Source organism: Chryseobacillus diguaensis, assembly GCF_049220665.1.
In the GTDB taxonomy this organism is placed as follows: Bacteria; Bacillota; Bacilli; order Bacillales; family Bacillaceae; genus Metabacillus_B.
This window is the reverse complement of sequence record NZ_JBMKNV010000022.1, coordinates 16,810-32,715: the sequence shown is the minus strand read 5'-3', so window position 1 is coordinate 32,715 and position 15,906 is coordinate 16,810. Positions and strand designations below refer to the sequence as shown.

Below are 15,906 nucleotides of genomic sequence, written 5' to 3'. Positions count from 1 at the left end.
TTCTTCTAAAGTTTAACATTTATTAAAATTATTTGCAAGAAGACATAAACACAGCCATTTTTGCCACTCGTGAATTTTCACACCTAGTATTGGATTCTTATGTTGTTCTTATTCAAGTAAAGCACCCTTTTGTTTAAGTACATTCTTTCACAAACTATATCGCAAACTGTTTATTTAGCCAGTCATATTTTTTCTTTTAAAAATCTTTTTTATAAACTGAATATTTACACTCATTTAACCTTTCCCTAACAACAAATTAACACACGCATAACATTCAACTTTTATTCTTAGCGTAAGTTCTTATTAACGATTGGAGTTGAAGAAAATGAAGAAACGGAAGAAAATGAAATCAAAGAAAACCGCACTTGGACTCGCTACTGGTGTTCTTGCATTGAGCAGCCTATTTGCAACACAGAGTTTTGCAGTGAAGTCGAAAGCAACGACTTCCCCTCTTATGCATAGGACCAGTCACCATGACAATCAAATCAAACGAGTTTTATTGATTAGTGTAGACGGTATGCATGCAACCGACCTTGCGAACTACGAGAGAAACAATCCTTATTCCAATATGGCTGCTTTAAGCAATCATGGAATTACATACTCCAATGCATCGACTTCTAAGCCATCTGACTCGTTCCCAGGCTTATTGTCTATGGTAACAGGTGGTTCACCAAACTCAACTGGCGTAATTTATGATAATAGTTATGATCGGACACTTTTACCCCCTACTGGATGGAATGCTGGAGATAAACCAGGAACAAATGTTCTGTACGACGAGACTATTGATAATAATTCGGACTTAATCAATGGAGGTGGCGGAATCAATCCAGCTATGCTTCCGCGTGACTCTGTAACAAAACAACCGGTATATCCCCACAATTATGTAAGGGTTAATACAATTTTTGAAGTGGTCGAAAATGCTGGTTTGCACACTGCATGGGCGGATAAGCATTTGGCATATGATTTACTGAATGGTCCGTCTGGAAAAGGTGTAGAAGACTTGTATACACCTGAAATCGCAGCCAACGGTGATGCGACGAAGAGCATCGCGACAACTGAAGCAAATGATGATTTAAAAGTGAAGGCTATTCAGAATGAAATTGATGGAAAAGATCATACAGGAACAAAATCCGAACCAGTACCTTCTATGTTCGGTATGAATTTCCAAGAAGTCAGCGTTGCGCAAAAACTCCCTGGAAATGGTTATAAAGATGGAAACGGAACATTCAGTGCAGGACTTGCAGATGCTATGAAACATACCGATGAATCGATCGGCAAAATCGTGAATGAATTGAAGAAAAAAAATCTGTATGATTCTACCATGATCGTTCTTACTGCCAAACATGGACAATCTCCAATGGATCCTGCTAAATTGAAAATAACAGATAAAAACCTGATCACTGAAGGTGTTCCATCTAATCTGATTGCACAATTGACTACAGATGATACTGCGATGATCTGGTTGACTGACCAATCCAAAACTGCTGAAGTGGTAGCTGCTATCAATAAGAATAAAGATAAAGCGAATATTAAGGAAGTAACTTCATATGTTACAACCCCATCAAAATGGCTATTCAATAACCCTGCTAAAGATTCAAGGGTACCTGATATTGTCATTCAACCAAAAGATGGAGTAATCTATACAAAACCAGGCAAAAAGATTGCCGAACATGGCGGATTCAGCAAAGATGATACGAACGTTGCTTTATTAGTTTCAGTTCCAGGAATGGATAAAGCAAAGAAAAGCAATGAAACTGTCCAAACAACGCAAATTGCGCCAACCATTTTAAAAGAACTTGGATTAAATCCAGATGCTCTTCAAGCAGTACAAAAGGAACATACACAGTTATTGCCTGGAATTGAAAAAGAGTCATTTGAGAAGAAAGATAAAGATGTAAACAAAGATAGAGATTAAAGAAGAAAAACAACAGCCGAGGAATAGTCCTCGGCTGTTGTTTATGTTTAAAAAAGACTTTCTGGATAAAAAATAAACATCCAGAGACTATTTATTTTAGTCCGCCGTATAAATTTTTATCATGTTCCTTCTAAATATTTTCCATTAAGGAACTGTCCAAATCCAGGAAGAGCAATACTCCAAAAAAGCATTTCAATTTTACGGTTGCTTTTTCTCATTCACTTCCCAACTTTACATTAAACTTTTAAAAGACCATTCATTATAATTGTTGCGTTGATAATTTCTCTCTATCATCTGCCAATGGTGGTTGTTCAGCCCATTTGTTTTCAACCATAAGATTAAACCCATCTCCCATGTACTTGCCCAATTCAGCTAAAAGCCTTGAGTAATGCATTGTCAAGTCAATCCGTTGGCATGTACCTATGGCTGAACCATATACACCAATGGATGTGGAACCAAAAAGCGATTTATGAAACATCATAAGGCGATCAGAAAAAGGGGCGGTTGTTGAGTGCGTGACTTCTGATTCCTCTGATTTTGGTTGAGGAAGGTGCTCTTGAGACAATATTGATTCAAAAATCTCAATATGTTTGGTGTAGATTTCTACACCGCGCCATAAATATTTCTTAACCTCTTGGGATTTTGCCGCTTGTGCGAATGCTATGGTGATGGATTTGCTTAATTGGATTTTTTTTAAATCCCAAAAAACATTGCTTATCTCAATGCAGCTTAACGGTCTTTTCCCCCCAAGCAGTCCTTCCATGAATTTTTTCTTTTCAATAAACTCATATTTATCTGAAGGGTTGATGAATGGTGGTCTCGATACAATTCCTTTTTCTAATAGTAAATCCAATGATATGTTGAAAAGCTCCATTGTTTCATTCTGGCATTGAACGAAATAATCTCGTATGTCTCGACGCATATTTGTCGTTAAAGCAGCGGCATATCCTGCCAAACCGTTGACACTCATTATGTAGGTATAAGTTAAGCACAATTCGTCTGAAAACAATCAAGGAGCCGCCAAATATACATCATCCTCGGTGAATCCGTGAGGAATGGGAAATTTCTCTTGCGTGAAGTAATCTTTAATTTTTGTAATATGCCCTTCAGCTATTCTCAAAGAAAATTCCAAAATAGGACGAATAGATACGTCTTCTACAATTTTAATCATGTATGTGTAAACACATATCGCCATTGTGTCATTTTGATACTGTGCCCAAATGTTTGCGATTTCAGGAGCAGTAAGCCTTACGCTATGCGGTGTTTCCTCGTTTATCTTACTTTCAACCATGTTATTGATCCCTCCACAAATAAACACTTTATTTTGTATTATTTGTAGAAATTCATTATTAATACGAGTTATCATCCATATCTGTTCTGCCGATAATTTTTCATTGTATCTTCCAGCATTTCCAAAGGAGGTTTTTCTTGCTGGAAAACCTCATGTTTTCTTCTTAAATATAAATCTTTATCTTGATAGATCCACTCTGAAAATGCTTTAATGGTTTTTCTTCCACTTACAAAAACCCTATGATGTTTGCTGCTATAGGTTTTAAGATCTGGATTAAATCCTTTTAGTCTAAGAATATCTTTTAGTGAGTTCATATATTCATAAGAACCCCCAACAAAGCTAATAAAATATCCTTTATAGTTTATATTTCCATCCCCCCTTACAAAGTGACTCAAATACTCTTCAGGAACAGATGGGAATTTCACTTCGAGTGATTTTTTGGAGGTAATTCCAAATATCTCAATAAGATCATGTTTCATGACTTTGCTATTTAGATTTAAGCTATATACTCCTGTATGAGGATTTTGATATAGAACTTGATCAGAACCAATTTCATTTCTAATTTGCTCTAATATCGATTTGTTTTTTGTGCGAAACTAACGGTTTGCTGAGAACTCGCGATGAAGCCATCCGCGATAAAAAATCCTAAAATATAGGCCATGTTATTAGACCAAGTTTTAAAATAATGTTCATTGAGTTTATATTTCCTCTTCCAATCGCCAAAAGGTCTCTTCGGAACATAATTTTCAGTCAGCACCTGACGAACATATCTGGGGAAACATTTGCTGCTTCTGCTATTTCGGTGGTACCCTTCCCTTCCCTGGTAAAGCTGAATCATCTCTTCAATTTCCATTGTTCTTTTCCTTGGCCCTCTTCTTCTTAGCTCCGCCTCTTCTCTAATTGGAAAGTATTTCCACTTTTATTATAGGAACAAACGTTCTTTAGTGCAAATAAGAGCATTTTTTAAAAAAAACGCCAGGCTTTACGTTATCAATGGACAGTTGATAAAGAAAGCTTTTAAAGAATTGGCAGTATTATTTCGACCTCTGTCCCTTCTCCTTCTGTACTTTTTATTTCTATCTTCCCTTTATGCAGTTTTATTATGTTTTTCGCTATAGATAACCCAAGGCCTGAACTACCCGTTTCTCTGTTCCTTGCTTTATCTACCCGATAAAACCGCTCAAAAATATGCCCAATTTCATTTTTGGGGATGCCAATACCATAATCTTTAATTCGTATAAACGCGGATTTTTCATTCTTTTCTAAGAAAATCTCTATTTTTTCAGAACTGTACTTCATTGCGTTATCAAGAATGATGATAATCAATTGCTCTAATTTTAATTCATCTGCACCTATCATAACGGCTGCTTCTCTGCAATGAAATACCATCTCTCTTTTAAACACATGTTGCATCTGATTCAATATGCTGCTTAGTACTAAAACTAAATCCACTGATTCCATTTCTAAAACTGTTTCTTTCTCAGAAACAGCTAAATCTAATAGATATTCAGTCATTTTTTGTATCCTGGTTGCTTCTGAATAGATAGCTTGTGATGCTTCTAAAATCATTTTACGATCTTGAAACCCACGCCGTATTAGCAAGTTTGAATAACTTTTGATGACTGTTAAAGGCGTTTTCAACTCATGAGAAGCATCAGAAACGAATTGTTTTTGTCTTTGGCTATTCTCTTCTAGCCGTGCTATCATCCGGTTGAACGTAAAAGCTAATTTTTCGAGTTCATCATTTGTTGCATTAGGAAAAAGAATAGGCTTCATAACTCCACTCTGCTCGATTCCTTCCATCGTGCCAATCATTTTTGAAATGGGTTTTATGATTAAACCCGACAGCCATCTTCCTCCAAGAAGGGATAAAATGATTGCTAGTCCAGAACAGACGAGTAAGATAGACTTTAATACATCTTTTCTCATTTCAAGACCTGTCAGCCTTTCCCCTATTTCAAGGGTAGCTGTTTTGGAATCGACAGATTTCACTGGGATACGAATAATCAGTATTTGTTCTTCCCCATTTTTTTCATGAATTTTACGTAATTCAGTTTCTTTCTTGGTTGTGTACTTTGATTCTATAATGGACAGCTTCTTATCATTTGTTACTTGCTCAATTAGTTTAGAATCAGAATTCACAATTCTAATAAATGAATGCTCAGTGAGATACGAGTCTAAGAATGACCTTTCATAAGTCCTAGTATCATTTCTCTCAACTTTCTTAAGGATTGTATCAGATCGCTGAGAGAGTGTTTCTTTTTCCATATTTACAGTCATTTCTATAAAAGAAAAATAAACAACAGTGTTTACGATTAATAGAATGATCAGTAACCAAGTTGTAGTCAAAAGATTAATTTTTGTCGTGATCTTCATTTATTTCTCCCTTATTGTATACCCAACACCCCGGACAGTTGTTATGAGCTGGTGTTCTTCATCTGCATCTATTTTTTTTCTTAAATAACGAATATACACATCAATAACGTTTGTTTCTCCCTCGTATTCATAACCCCATACATTTGTGATAATACCTTCACGGGTAACAATTTTGTTTTTATTTATTAATAAATACACCAGCAGATCAAACTCTTTTGGTGTTAAGGTAATGGATTTGGAATTTCGGTTTACTTCTCTCGTCTCGGTATTAACTACTAGGTCAGAGGCTGAAAGTACCGGTTTTTTTTTGCCGTCTTCAGACTTACCCAGTAACATATCATTATAACGGATGCTTGATCGTATACGGGCCAGCACCTCTTCTATCTCGAAAGGCTTTGTAATATAATCGTTAGCCCCCAAATCCAATCCCTGGACCTTATCAAGAGTTGTATTTCTTGCAGTGAGCAGCAAAACGGGAGTATGACGATCTTCTTTTCTCAATCTTCTTAATACTTCAATACCGCTGATTTCAGGCAGCATAACGTCCAGCAAAATTAGATCAGGCTTCGCGTTAAAAGCTGTTTCTAGCCCAGCTTTCCCGTCATGCTCCATTGTTACGTCGTATCCTTCAAATTCAAGTTCTATCTTTAATACTTTTGCTATTTTCTTTTCATCTTCCACAATTAAAATGCGCTTATTCATCGGTTTTCCTGCTTTCATTTCGATCTATTTCCTAGTGCTTAATATACAGCAATCCTTATTAATTCAAAGAGCAGAAAATTAAAAAACATCCAAACGATTCCATAAACATAACCACCTGCAATATCACTTGGCAAGAACGAATTGAAAACTATGTTTAAGGCCGCCAGTACAATCAGCAAAAAGATACAAAGGAACGGAGCGGCAAGCTGAAAATATCTAACTGAAGTATGCCTAATGAGCAAGAACAGACGAGTTCCGTACAAGATCATTGTAAACATAGCTCTTTCATCAGGAAAGGAAGAAGAAAGCGGAATCTTTGATGAAAGAAAGGAATGAATGAATGCCAGAGTTTGGATTACCAGAAAATGATAAAGATGAGATCCTCCCAGCACGACAAGCAATAAAATGGCTTCAAGCCCCTTGTTTCTGCCCTTTTGCCATACGATTAAAAGAGAAGCAACAGCAATTCCGAGAAGAATAATGGGGGATTGCAATAGAAGAATGTCTTTAGCGGTTTTTAACCAACTTATTGTAAATAAGGAATGTGCATAATAAAAGCTGTTATTTCATTAAACTTGGAGAACTCGTTGTTAAGATAATCCTGTGCAAGTCCAAACATAAGGACGATCATTCCTAATAGAGATAAGAATAGCAGGATAAGAAATATTTCTGTCTTTCTGATGGTATGAAATCGCACTGTCAGCTTACGAAGAAATTGCTTCAGAAAAGCTTTGATTTGGTTTCTAAAGATCCTATATACGGCAAGGAATACAAAAAAAATGGCAAGGATGATGATCAGATCAACGAAATATCTTCCTGCAAGCTTATGAAAATCCTCCCACCGATGGCCAAGAAGTTTTCCAAGTGTGATAAAACAAAATGCCCATAAACTTGCTCCAATATAAGCAGGAACTATAAAAGTCCGAAAAGGCATTTTCGAGATTCCTGCGACATAGCCTGTCAGATGACGAACACCAGGAATAAAATATGCAAATAACAGCAAAATTTTCCCCGAACGTTCAAACCAGGAAGCGGTCTTTTCATAATTTTTTGGACCCAGGTGCACGTACCGTCCGTATCTTTCAATCAGTTTGTAACCGCCCATCTTCCCAATCCAATAAGTAAGAGTAATGCCAATTCCCCCAGCGGCAAAGGCTGTCAAAATAGCCAATATATAACTCATTTTTCCCTGATAAACAAAATAACCTGCATAACTCATAAGAAATTCGCCGGATACAGGAAGCGCAAGCAGCTCCAGTACAATACTGAAAAATAATATTAAGTAACTGTGATGTTCAAATATTGAAATAAGATGACTCATCTATTTTCCTCCACGCTATGTCTCATTGCATCAGTGATTAGTTGATAACCCCGTACAATTTCAGGGTTTACCACACTATAGCACTAATTTTGGTGATTATTTTCTTTTTAATCCTTTTTTAATGTAAATATTAGGGCATTTTTAGTTTGCAGCTCTATACTCAGGCTACTCAGCTGGAGGATTCAGCGGGTTTTATTAAATGAATTAACAAAGGAGTATTAAACTATGAATTATGAATTGTTTCAGCTGATCAATAGATGGTCAGATCATTTCACTTTGCTGGATGAGGCCATGATTGGCCTTACGTATAGTGTTCCTTATGCAGCATTATTTATTTTTATTGCTGTATGGTTCAAATCAAGAAGCATAAAAAATAAATATACGGCTTTATATGCTGCCTTTTCTTCTGTTTTAGGACTCATAACAAACGCAATCCTTCATCACGTGTATTATCATCCACGTCCTTTTATAGGACATCATGTGCATCAATTGATTCCGCATACGGCAGACTCGTCCTTTGTCAGTGATCATTCTGTTTTGGTCTTTGCTTTAGCTTTCACACTGATGTTACGAAGAGATTCATTCAGATACATTGTGTTAGTTTGGGCAATTGCTGTGGGTATATCAAGGGTCTATACAGGAGTTCATTATCCAGCGGACGTTATTGGATCTGCTATTATTTCTTTTGGCACAAGTATTTTAGTCATTAGGCATGGTCATATTCTTGAACCTATAATGAGGGTTATATTTAATATGTATACACGCTTAACAGCATTTTTCACTGTATTAGTTAAGAATGAAAAGTAATTCTAATATAAATATCTATTTATATTTAACATAAACCGATCAGACATTTAATAAATGATCGGTTTAAAGCTTGGTTAGATAATAAACTAAAAATCAAGTACTTGTTTTATTTTTCTGACCCAATAGTTATTGATACTCGCTGATCTAACGAAAACATATCGAATTGGTCCCCCGCTGAATATAATTATTATTGGACAGCTTTCTTAACCCCACATCAATCTATCTTCTTTCTTATAAAAAACAAACTGCCGACAGACCCTTTTTTAAGAGATTTTTGTCAACAGTCTAAGAGCAACTTAACTTAGCAATTATTTCTCCATTCACATTGTTGTATTCAACATCGAATGGAGTTATATCCTAATTAATTAATGTAAACCACTTTATCAATACCTTGCTTCATTGGTTTAGTATCATTTTTTTCTCTAAAAAAATTCAGTTTAAAAAACTCATTTGTATCAAAAAGATAATTTTCACATAATGTTAATTTTGACCTTGGTGAATCCTTTACGCATAAAATATTAATTTGTTAAATTTCAATTGTATAGACCTTTCCCTTTTGCAACACGCTGCCATATTTCAGGATGGCGATTCAGTTGTGATTTGACACGATGTAAAATAAATGCTTCTCGTAGTTCAACAATATTGCTGTTCACTGTGAGAGCTGGGGGTGAAAATCCACATTGTCTCTAGAGTTTGATACGCATTTACCACTGACTCCTTGGTTATGAGGAACTTCTTTCTCCAACTTCCTTATTATTTTCGTGATTATTTTGGTGAACGAGTTATCTATTATTCGAACGATGATTATCACTGGAGTTGTTTTTTGGAAAAGTATGACCCAATCGTTACATATCCAAACTTTCAAAATAAATTTCTCTCCTTCAAAAAAAGAAGCAGCCTTGAAGTTAATGATTCATCAAGGCTTGATTTTCTCCTATCCCCCTTATATAGCTACTCCCGCCATCTCCAATCCATTTCATCATCATAATGGAGTTCAATTTTTAGTATTTAACCATTAGAATTTGAAATAAACCAAAATTCTTCATTAAGCAAGGCTTCAATACAGTTGTCCTCTTGAAAATCCCCTCCTTTATCGGTGAGCTCTTCAAAAAATGCTTTAAATTTTAAAAAGTCCATTTGGTTTGATCCACCGTAATTCTACATGCCTGATTCGTAATTTCCCAGGATTTTATCTTGGATAAGCAATATCATTATCTCCGCACCTTTTGTCTAATTCGACTGGGTTTTTTCGATAATTTTCCATATTCCCTTACTAAACAGTAAAGCTAGTGAATAGGCAAACCAATCAAAAACTTTTCAATCCCCAACCTCTACTTGGCGCTGTCGTATCATAATAGTTATATTTTCTTACAAGGTTTTGGTTCAAGAATAAAAAGGACTGTAAGGAAATCTCACACTTTTACTGAAATTGTATAGTAAATCATTTATTCTAAAAAAAATCAACAGGGAGGGATATAAAAATAAGTGACTTGGATCATTCAACTGATTATTATTTTAGTGTTTCTTTTGTTTGGAAAATTAATAAGTACTATATTCCACATCCCAATTCCGGGGAGCGTTATTGGAATGATTATGTTACTCGTGGCTTTAATTGCCGGATTTATGAAATTGGAATGGATTGAAAAGGTGGCAGCTTTTCAGATAAAACATCTGACTTTGCTTTTTGTCCCGCTTGTAATCGGTTTGTTCTTATCCCCGAACCTGATGTCCCTTCTGGATTTGAGTTTTATTTTTGCTTTGATCATCAGCAGCTTATGCTGCCTGCTGGGAACTGCCTTTTCTGTAGAATGGTTTGAAAAGCAAAAAAGGAGGAGCCGAAAATGAGTACATTCCTGGTCAGTATTATCTGTTGTATGGCCACCACCATAATATGGTACATGATCAGCCTTAAAATATTCCGGCAGTTTAAGAGAAACTGGCTGAATCCATTGTATACCTCTCCAGTCTTTATACTCGCGTTTCTTTTTTTATTCCATGTCCCTTTCACAACATACCAACAGGGAAGTTTTATTTTCGAGCAGCTTTTACAATTGTCCATCGTTTCTTTTGCTGTACCGCTATATAAACAATGGCCAATATTTATACGTAACGTCAATAAGATTTTCTCTGGAGTTCTTACCGGGACAGTATTAGGCATTTTAGCGGTGTTCTTCATGGCAAAGCTTTTTCATTTTAACCATGAAGTGCTGGCTTCTTTGATTCCACGATCAGTTACCCTGCCAATCGCCTTATCTGTTTCAAACGGCCTTGGGGGCATCACTTCCACTACTGTATTCTTCGTCTTGTCTTCAGGCCTTTTTTCAGTAATATTCGGACCTCACTTCCTTGAAAAGGCCGGGATTACAAGCAAAGCCGCCAGAGGCCTTGCAATGGGAACTTCTGCCCAAATGCTTGGAGCTAACCGATCCATGCTTTGGGGTGAGGAAGAAGGAGCTTTGGGATGCATAGCCATGGCTACCTCGGCCATTTTTCTGTCGGCAATGTTGCCGCTCCTCCTTTTTCTACTATAAAAACTCCAATTGAAAGAAGGAATATCGATGTATGATACTAAAGAAATCATGTTAGCCCAAAAAATTATTCAGTTGGATCTCCTAAGAGATCAACTTCTTGAGGAATTGATCCAAACGGCTGGCTCTCGTACCCATAAGCTCATTAGAATTGTACAAAATAATGGAATAAAAGGAGTGTCTTAAATGTCTTAAACTCCGTTCTGTCTTTGCAAAAATTAAAGAACTATTGAATGCAAGGGTTTTTCAAGAAACGGACCAGCAACTATATAGTTTCACTTTTAGTGAACTGGAAACCTTGAGCCGATGAAACAGTAAATCAGATAATGAAAAATAGCATAAACCTGAACCATTGTGAGTAATCATGATGGTTCTATTTTTTTTAAAAGATGCCAAGAAAAATGTTTTATTTTGGTTTTATTACTTGCTCCTCGGTGCAATATCAGCTGTATCCTTAAAGGGACATCATAATAATTAATAAGGTTAATTCTAAAGAGGCGTATAGAACACAGGGTTTTCCCCACAAAAACAGGTGCAGCATGATTCCATATTCACCTGCGATAGCGTTTGGGACGCAACCCATTATACTCAAGCCCCCATTACTTTAAATGCATTCATTCACAATTTGGCAGCACTGCTCCTATTGGTTATATTTTTAGAAATCCGAGAAGTTTATTTTTACCAAATATAATTTGTTTTATTTGCTATAAAGCGTTTTTTTACTATAACAATAATCATTAATATATTGAAAACAATATAAAAGTAACCCTCTTATAAAGTTAATGAATAAGTATTGAATTTTTGTTAATTTTACTAAGGAAAATATTTTAAAACGTTTTAAATATTTTAATCCTTTGAAGGTAAATAAAATGTGAAGAATAGTATTAAAAATTAAATATAATGGATATTTACCGCAAGTAAATTTTAACACCCAAAGGCTAGTGACTATGTAAGGACCAAAATTAAAAAAATTCATGCTATTTAAGGGGCCTATCCCTTTGTAAAATCTCCACCATTTTTTCTTTTCACCATATAGATCTATTGCTTTTGTGAATGTGGCCATAAATATTGCAGCTGGGAGATATTTTTTTAATGCTTTCCTACCTAGGAAAGGTACAGTTAACCATGGGAGAATTAGTATAGCCAGTAAAAATAATTTTGAGTTTTTCATTATTCCGTCTCCAAAGTTTAGATTATGTTAAACCAGATCCTTGCATTTTAATCTGCCCTGTTTATCATTATCATTCATTTTTTCTGTTTTCTATAATATGTACATCATCGGTCATATATATTTCGAAAGTTCTCAATGGGTAGAAAAGGAATTGTTGGATAAAGGTCTTTATATAAGGTGGCTAAGGGATTTCCTTAACATTGTATTGTGCTAAAACTGAACAGCTTATTTTGTTATGACCTGAAAGCCCCAAGGGACAATGCTTCTTTTTGTGACTAGTTATACCTGAAAACCAAATATTTTTGCCCTAAGAAATTTAACAGTGTATACAGTGAGGTGCCTAAGAGAACAGCTGCTACATCCTGAGCCATAAGATGTGTATATTCAATTAAATGATTAAACCAATAAGCGGCATATTCTCCCCCAGAGAAAGAAACAAAATAGCAAATAAGAACTACTATAAAAAAACGAGGAATGCTTTTTTTAAAAGAGGTCTGGCTGTCAAATGTAAAAGATCGATTTAATAAAAAACTTACAGCACCACCAACAGTATTTCCCACAAAAGTGGATATCCAATAAGATAAATGAAATACGGTCATTAATAGAAAAACTGTAGACAATCCTACTAACGTGTTAATAAACCCAACAAGTAAGAACCGGAGAAACAAGTTATTAAGTGGTTTCAGGTAATTGTCTAAGCTCATAGTTATACATTGCTTCTCCTTCTAAATGATTTAGGTGCTGCGGGAACGGTAAGTTATATGAATCAATATCTACAATATATTTAGGACGCCGCTTCGTTTCTTTATAAATTTTTCCTATATATTCACCAACTAATCCAATTGCTATTAATTGCAAACCCCCTATCAGCCAAATGGACGTAATAAGGGATGTCCACCCTGTCTGTGTCGTACCAAAAAACTTCAAAAATAAAAAGTAAATACTAAAAAGAAAACTTACAAAAAACGTAACCAACCCAATCGATAACACAAATCGAATAGGGATTACTGAAAATGAAGTGATTCCATCAAAAGCAAAGGAAACCATTTTCTTTAAAGGATACTTTGTCTGTCCTGCAAGTCTTTCTTTTCGATCATAAAATACGCTGGTTGATTTAAACCCTATCAGAGGGACAATACCTCTTAAGAATAAATTGGCCTCCTCAAACCTTTGAAGTTCTTCAATTGCGCGCTTACTCATTAATCGATAATCGGCATGGTTATAAATAAGTTCGATTCCTAATTTTTTCATCAATTTATAAAACCATTCAGCTGTTTTACGTTTGAAAAGGGTGTCAGTATTCCGTTTCTCCCGAACTCCGTAAACAATTTCATACCCCGCCTGGAACTTGTTTATAAATTCTTGAATAACCTTTATATCATCCTGTAAATCCGCATCGATAGAAACAATGCAATCCGACGCATCTTTTGCTGTGAATAAACCTGCTAATAAAGCATTTTGGTGACCAACATTTTTGGCTAATTTTAATCCACGGACATGCTCATTATGTAAACTTGCTTTATAGATAATCGACCACGTTCTATCAGCACTTCCGTCATCAACAAATAGTATTTTACTTCTGCTTGAAATAAGACCATCGTTTATAAAATTAGTTATTAGCTTATCAAGCTGATGAATGGTATTAGGAAGAACTTCTTCTTCATTGTAACAGGGAACAACGATTGTCAGTATTTGTTGATTCATGATGGTCCGTCCTCCAAGGTGTTTACTTGATTTTATATAAATAAATCTTCCAAGCTGATTGAGGAGATTCAAATACTCCATCCATTTCTAATTTATTCTTTTCTGCATTATCGATGGGAACTGCTGAAAAAATGTACCTTCCCCCAATCTCCTTTAACGTATCAATGTTAAGTTCAAGGTTCTCTAATCGTTTCTTTGTATTTTTTTTAAACATGTAGTTTTTGCCTAGTTCATTGGTGAAAATATAGCATCTTCCCCCCCATTCATCGAAATAAATTTGCAGGTTATTATTTTTTGCTAATTCTTTTTCAATGATTCTTCGAAAAGCAAATTTGTATGCCAATGGATAGAAATTATTATAGGAGTCAAGAGTATAAAAACCATTATATTGAGCGATAGCAGGGTGGATTCCAAGGCTTATCACTCGGTAATCACTTTGTGGGAGTCCAATATGTTCTTTGACTTTCTTGAATATATCTTCTGCGTAAAACTCTTTTACGGATGGTTTTTTATGATACATTATTTCCTCATTAAAGGTTCCCAATAGAATAATTTGAGCAAGAATACACGCTGTTACGAACGGCTTCCATTTTTGGGGAAAATGATTGAATAAAATTTTTAAACCAAGAGCAAAACCAAGATAGATAACCAACGGCCTTAAAAAATGAAACCTGGCAAAATTAAAGGTATTTAGAAAATGGAAACGCGCAGTAAGAGGAAGCCATCCTTTATAGAACCAAAAAGCATACCAGGCTGATAAAATAAAATTAAGGACAAACAAAAAGACAAATTCCCTTTCCTGTTCCCATCGTTTTTTCCGAATAACTATATACAGCGCAGTCAGGGTTACGGGTAGAATGATTAAACCATGAACTGTCATTACATGGGTGTGACCCAATACAAAGTTCTTCAATGTCAGCCGGACTGCTCTCCATAATGGCAATCTTGCATGAAAGTATTGGTCTCTGCTATTCGGTTCATTTGAAAATAAGAAAGAATAGATTAAGCGATACTCAACAATAAAATAGACCATTATCATGTATGCAATTGAAAGTAAGAAGGGAATATTCCACCCTTTTCCTCTAAGAAAATCACTTACCCAGAGAATACTTATTGCAAATAAAAAGAAGAAAAAACCTAAAACGAAACTGGAATAGAAAGGAAGCAGGGTGAGAACCAGGAAATTTTTCCATTCTCTCTCTCCTTTCCGGATATTTAAAAAGGCCCAGAGTGCAAGCGGCATCCCTAAAGTACTTAGCATCCCTGAAGGCCAGAAAGGAGTTAGGGAAAACGTTAAAGCTGCCCCAACCCTTATTAGTCCCCATTCTTTATCAAATAAAAAATGTTTTTTTAAAAGGAGATACATTCCGATAAAAGCAATTATTCTCGTAATCGTTTGGCTTAAAGCATAAGCTGTCATTGTTGGAAATAAGGAATACAACCAAACAAGCCCATTCAATTCAGAGCCTAATGCATTTCGTGGAAGCCCATTCATTATTTGTGGAATATTACCATTTAATCCGCCAAATAAATATCCAGATGTATTTAATACTTTGTACCAAGCCAGATTGGAATCTAAATTATCATGGACACGAATATGGGCATTTTCTCTAAGAATGAATAAAGGTGCCAAATATAGACAAATTACAATAAAAGCAATAAAAATAAGGATTTGCTCATTTTTTATTTTGTACTTAAACACCATGTACACACCTCTATGACATATGAAGGTATAGTGCTAATAACTTTTACAAATTTCGAGATAATATCCCCATTTTTAGAATCAATTACATATTGTAAGTTTTTAACAATCAGATAGGCATAATATTTGGCCTTCTCTGGACTTAAAAGTGGAATTGGATTGCAATGTGAAAATATCGGTGATTCTGCAATGGCTGAACAAAATTCGTAAATTTTATATAAAGAAATAAAAAGGCTTCGGATGCGTTATGGCAAACTCACTTCTAAAATCTTGCCCATAAAAAGAAACAGGCGCATTCCTTATTAGAGAAATGAGCCTGTTTGATGAAAATAGAGCTACTAAAATTATGGTATGTAACTATTTTAAAAGGAAATAAAATCACATTTTTG

At 35.2% G+C, this 15,906-nt stretch carries 17 protein-coding genes and 1 pseudogene; 6 read left to right on the top strand and 12 right to left on the bottom strand.

Annotated elements, in window-relative coordinates; genetic code table 11:
- The first annotated feature begins 325 nt into the window (after positions 1–325).
- A complete protein-coding gene (locus ACOT8F_RS20300; RefSeq protein WP_421653734.1) occupies positions 326–1,915 on the top strand; it encodes an alkaline phosphatase family protein in 1,590 nt (529 codons plus the stop codon).
- 259 nt (positions 1,916–2,174) lie between these two features.
- Here the strand turns inward: ACOT8F_RS20300 and ACOT8F_RS20295 are convergent, their stop codons facing one another.
- The 7 genes and pseudogenes from ACOT8F_RS20295 to ACOT8F_RS20265 form a co-directional block, all read right to left on the bottom strand.
- Complete coding sequence (locus ACOT8F_RS20295) at positions 2,175–2,678, bottom strand: DUF3231 family protein (protein WP_421653738.1); 504 nt, start codon at positions 2,676–2,678, stop codon at positions 2,175–2,177.
- Positions 2,679–2,720: 42 nt separating this feature from the next.
- Positions 2,721–3,206: pseudogene (locus ACOT8F_RS20290) on the bottom strand (DUF3231 family protein); the annotation flags it as partial.
- 71 nt (positions 3,207–3,277) lie between these two features.
- A complete protein-coding gene (locus ACOT8F_RS20285) occupies positions 3,278–3,685 on the bottom strand; it encodes a hypothetical protein (protein ID WP_421653733.1) in 408 nt (135 codons plus the stop codon).
- Positions 3,686–4,223: 538 nt separating this feature from the next.
- Positions 4,224–5,582 (bottom strand): HAMP domain-containing sensor histidine kinase, encoded by a 1,359-nt coding sequence (locus tag ACOT8F_RS20280; RefSeq protein ID WP_421653732.1) that lies wholly within the window; start codon positions 5,580–5,582, stop codon positions 4,224–4,226.
- On the bottom strand, positions 5,583–6,284 hold the full coding sequence (locus ACOT8F_RS20275) for a response regulator transcription factor (RefSeq protein WP_421653731.1): 702 nt from the start codon (positions 6,282–6,284) through the stop codon (positions 5,583–5,585). It abuts the gene before it with no gap.
- A gap of 38 nt (positions 6,285–6,322) precedes the next feature.
- On the bottom strand, positions 6,323–6,778 hold the full coding sequence (locus ACOT8F_RS20270; protein ID WP_421653730.1) for a phosphatase PAP2 family protein: 456 nt from the start codon (positions 6,776–6,778) through the stop codon (positions 6,323–6,325).
- Positions 6,779–6,810: 32 nt separating this feature from the next.
- Positions 6,811–7,605, bottom strand: a complete 795-nt coding sequence (locus ACOT8F_RS20265) for a DedA family protein (protein ID WP_421653729.1) — start codon at positions 7,603–7,605, stop codon at positions 6,811–6,813.
- Positions 7,606–7,830: 225 nt separating this feature from the next.
- Here ACOT8F_RS20265 and ACOT8F_RS20260 point away from each other — a divergent pair, with 225 nt between their 5' ends.
- A complete protein-coding gene (locus ACOT8F_RS20260; RefSeq protein WP_421653728.1) occupies positions 7,831–8,412 on the top strand; it encodes an undecaprenyl-diphosphatase in 582 nt (193 codons plus the stop codon).
- Positions 8,413–9,420: 1,008 nt separating this feature from the next.
- On the opposite strand, the gene ACOT8F_RS20255 is transcribed toward ACOT8F_RS20260, so the two are convergent.
- Positions 9,421–9,549, bottom strand: a complete 129-nt coding sequence (locus ACOT8F_RS20255; protein WP_421653727.1) for a hypothetical protein — start codon at positions 9,547–9,549, stop codon at positions 9,421–9,423.
- Positions 9,550–9,897: 348 nt separating this feature from the next.
- Here ACOT8F_RS20255 and ACOT8F_RS20250 point away from each other — a divergent pair, with 348 nt between their 5' ends.
- From ACOT8F_RS20250 to ACOT8F_RS20235, 4 genes are read left to right on the top strand one after another with little or no spacing between them, the layout of a single operon-like run.
- The gene (locus tag ACOT8F_RS20250) at positions 9,898–10,257 is read left to right on the top strand and encodes a CidA/LrgA family protein (protein ID WP_421653726.1); all 360 of its coding nucleotides are present in this window, start codon (positions 9,898–9,900) and stop codon (positions 10,255–10,257) included.
- Positions 10,254–10,943: an LrgB family protein gene (locus ACOT8F_RS20245; RefSeq protein WP_421653725.1), complete on the top strand. Its 690-nt coding sequence runs from the start codon at positions 10,254–10,256 to the stop codon at positions 10,941–10,943. Before ACOT8F_RS20250 ends, ACOT8F_RS20245 begins: the two co-directional genes overlap by 4 nt.
- Positions 10,944–10,970: 27 nt before the next feature.
- Positions 10,971–11,126 (top strand): hypothetical protein, encoded by a 156-nt coding sequence (locus tag ACOT8F_RS20240; protein ID WP_421653724.1) that lies wholly within the window; start codon positions 10,971–10,973, stop codon positions 11,124–11,126.
- A gap of 43 nt (positions 11,127–11,169) precedes the next feature.
- On the top strand, positions 11,170–11,250 hold the full coding sequence (locus ACOT8F_RS20235) for a Fur-regulated basic protein FbpA (RefSeq protein WP_421653737.1): 81 nt from the start codon (positions 11,170–11,172) through the stop codon (positions 11,248–11,250).
- Positions 11,251–11,637: 387 nt separating this feature from the next.
- Here ACOT8F_RS20235 and ACOT8F_RS20230 read toward each other — a convergent pair whose 3' ends face one another.
- From ACOT8F_RS20230 to ACOT8F_RS20215, 4 genes are all read right to left on the bottom strand, one after another.
- The gene (locus tag ACOT8F_RS20230; RefSeq protein ID WP_421653723.1) at positions 11,638–12,111 is read right to left on the bottom strand and encodes a hypothetical protein; all 474 of its coding nucleotides are present in this window, start codon (positions 12,109–12,111) and stop codon (positions 11,638–11,640) included.
- A 275-nt stretch (positions 12,112–12,386) separates the two neighbouring features.
- On the bottom strand, positions 12,387–12,815 hold the full coding sequence (locus tag ACOT8F_RS20225; RefSeq protein ID WP_421653722.1) for a GtrA family protein: 429 nt from the start codon (positions 12,813–12,815) through the stop codon (positions 12,387–12,389).
- Positions 12,784–13,815 (bottom strand): glycosyltransferase family 2 protein, encoded by a 1,032-nt coding sequence (locus ACOT8F_RS20220; protein ID WP_421653721.1) that lies wholly within the window; start codon positions 13,813–13,815, stop codon positions 12,784–12,786. The genes ACOT8F_RS20225 and ACOT8F_RS20220 overlap by 32 nt, the downstream gene beginning before the upstream one ends.
- Before the next feature lie 22 nt (positions 13,816–13,837).
- Positions 13,838–15,520, bottom strand: a complete 1,683-nt coding sequence (locus tag ACOT8F_RS20215) for a DUF6044 family protein (RefSeq protein WP_421653720.1) — start codon at positions 15,518–15,520, stop codon at positions 13,838–13,840.
- Positions 15,521–15,906: the final 386 nt, after the last annotated feature.

Excerpts from the sequence above, each read along its gene's own strand:
- ACOT8F_RS20300 (WP_421653734.1), top strand. The coding sequence starts at position 326 with ATGAAGAAACGGAAGAAAATGAAATCAAAGAAAACCGCACTTGGACTC.
- ACOT8F_RS20295 (WP_421653738.1), bottom strand. The coding sequence starts at position 2,678 with ATGGAAGGACTGCTTGGGGGGAAAAGACCGTTAAGCTGCATTGAGATA.
- ACOT8F_RS20285 (WP_421653733.1), bottom strand. The coding sequence starts at position 3,685 with ATGAAACATGATCTTATTGAGATATTTGGAATTACCTCCAAAAAATCA.
- ACOT8F_RS20280 (WP_421653732.1), bottom strand. The coding sequence starts at position 5,582 with ATGAAGATCACGACAAAAATTAATCTTTTGACTACAACTTGGTTACTG.
- ACOT8F_RS20275 (WP_421653731.1), bottom strand. The coding sequence starts at position 6,284 with ATGAATAAGCGCATTTTAATTGTGGAAGATGAAAAGAAAATAGCAAAA.
- ACOT8F_RS20265 (WP_421653729.1), bottom strand. The coding sequence starts at position 7,605 with ATGAGTCATCTTATTTCAATATTTGAACATCACAGTTACTTAATATTA.
- ACOT8F_RS20260 (WP_421653728.1), top strand. The coding sequence starts at position 7,831 with ATGAATTATGAATTGTTTCAGCTGATCAATAGATGGTCAGATCATTTC.
- ACOT8F_RS20255 (WP_421653727.1), bottom strand. The coding sequence starts at position 9,549 with ATGGACTTTTTAAAATTTAAAGCATTTTTTGAAGAGCTCACCGATAAA.
- ACOT8F_RS20245 (WP_421653725.1), top strand. The coding sequence starts at position 10,254 with ATGAGTACATTCCTGGTCAGTATTATCTGTTGTATGGCCACCACCATA.
- ACOT8F_RS20240 (WP_421653724.1), top strand. The coding sequence starts at position 10,971 with ATGTATGATACTAAAGAAATCATGTTAGCCCAAAAAATTATTCAGTTG.
- ACOT8F_RS20230 (WP_421653723.1), bottom strand. The coding sequence starts at position 12,111 with ATGAAAAACTCAAAATTATTTTTACTGGCTATACTAATTCTCCCATGG.
- ACOT8F_RS20225 (WP_421653722.1), bottom strand. The coding sequence starts at position 12,815 with ATGAGCTTAGACAATTACCTGAAACCACTTAATAACTTGTTTCTCCGG.
- ACOT8F_RS20220 (WP_421653721.1), bottom strand. The coding sequence starts at position 13,815 with ATGAATCAACAAATACTGACAATCGTTGTTCCCTGTTACAATGAAGAA.
- ACOT8F_RS20215 (WP_421653720.1), bottom strand. The coding sequence starts at position 15,520 with ATGGTGTTTAAGTACAAAATAAAAAATGAGCAAATCCTTATTTTTATT.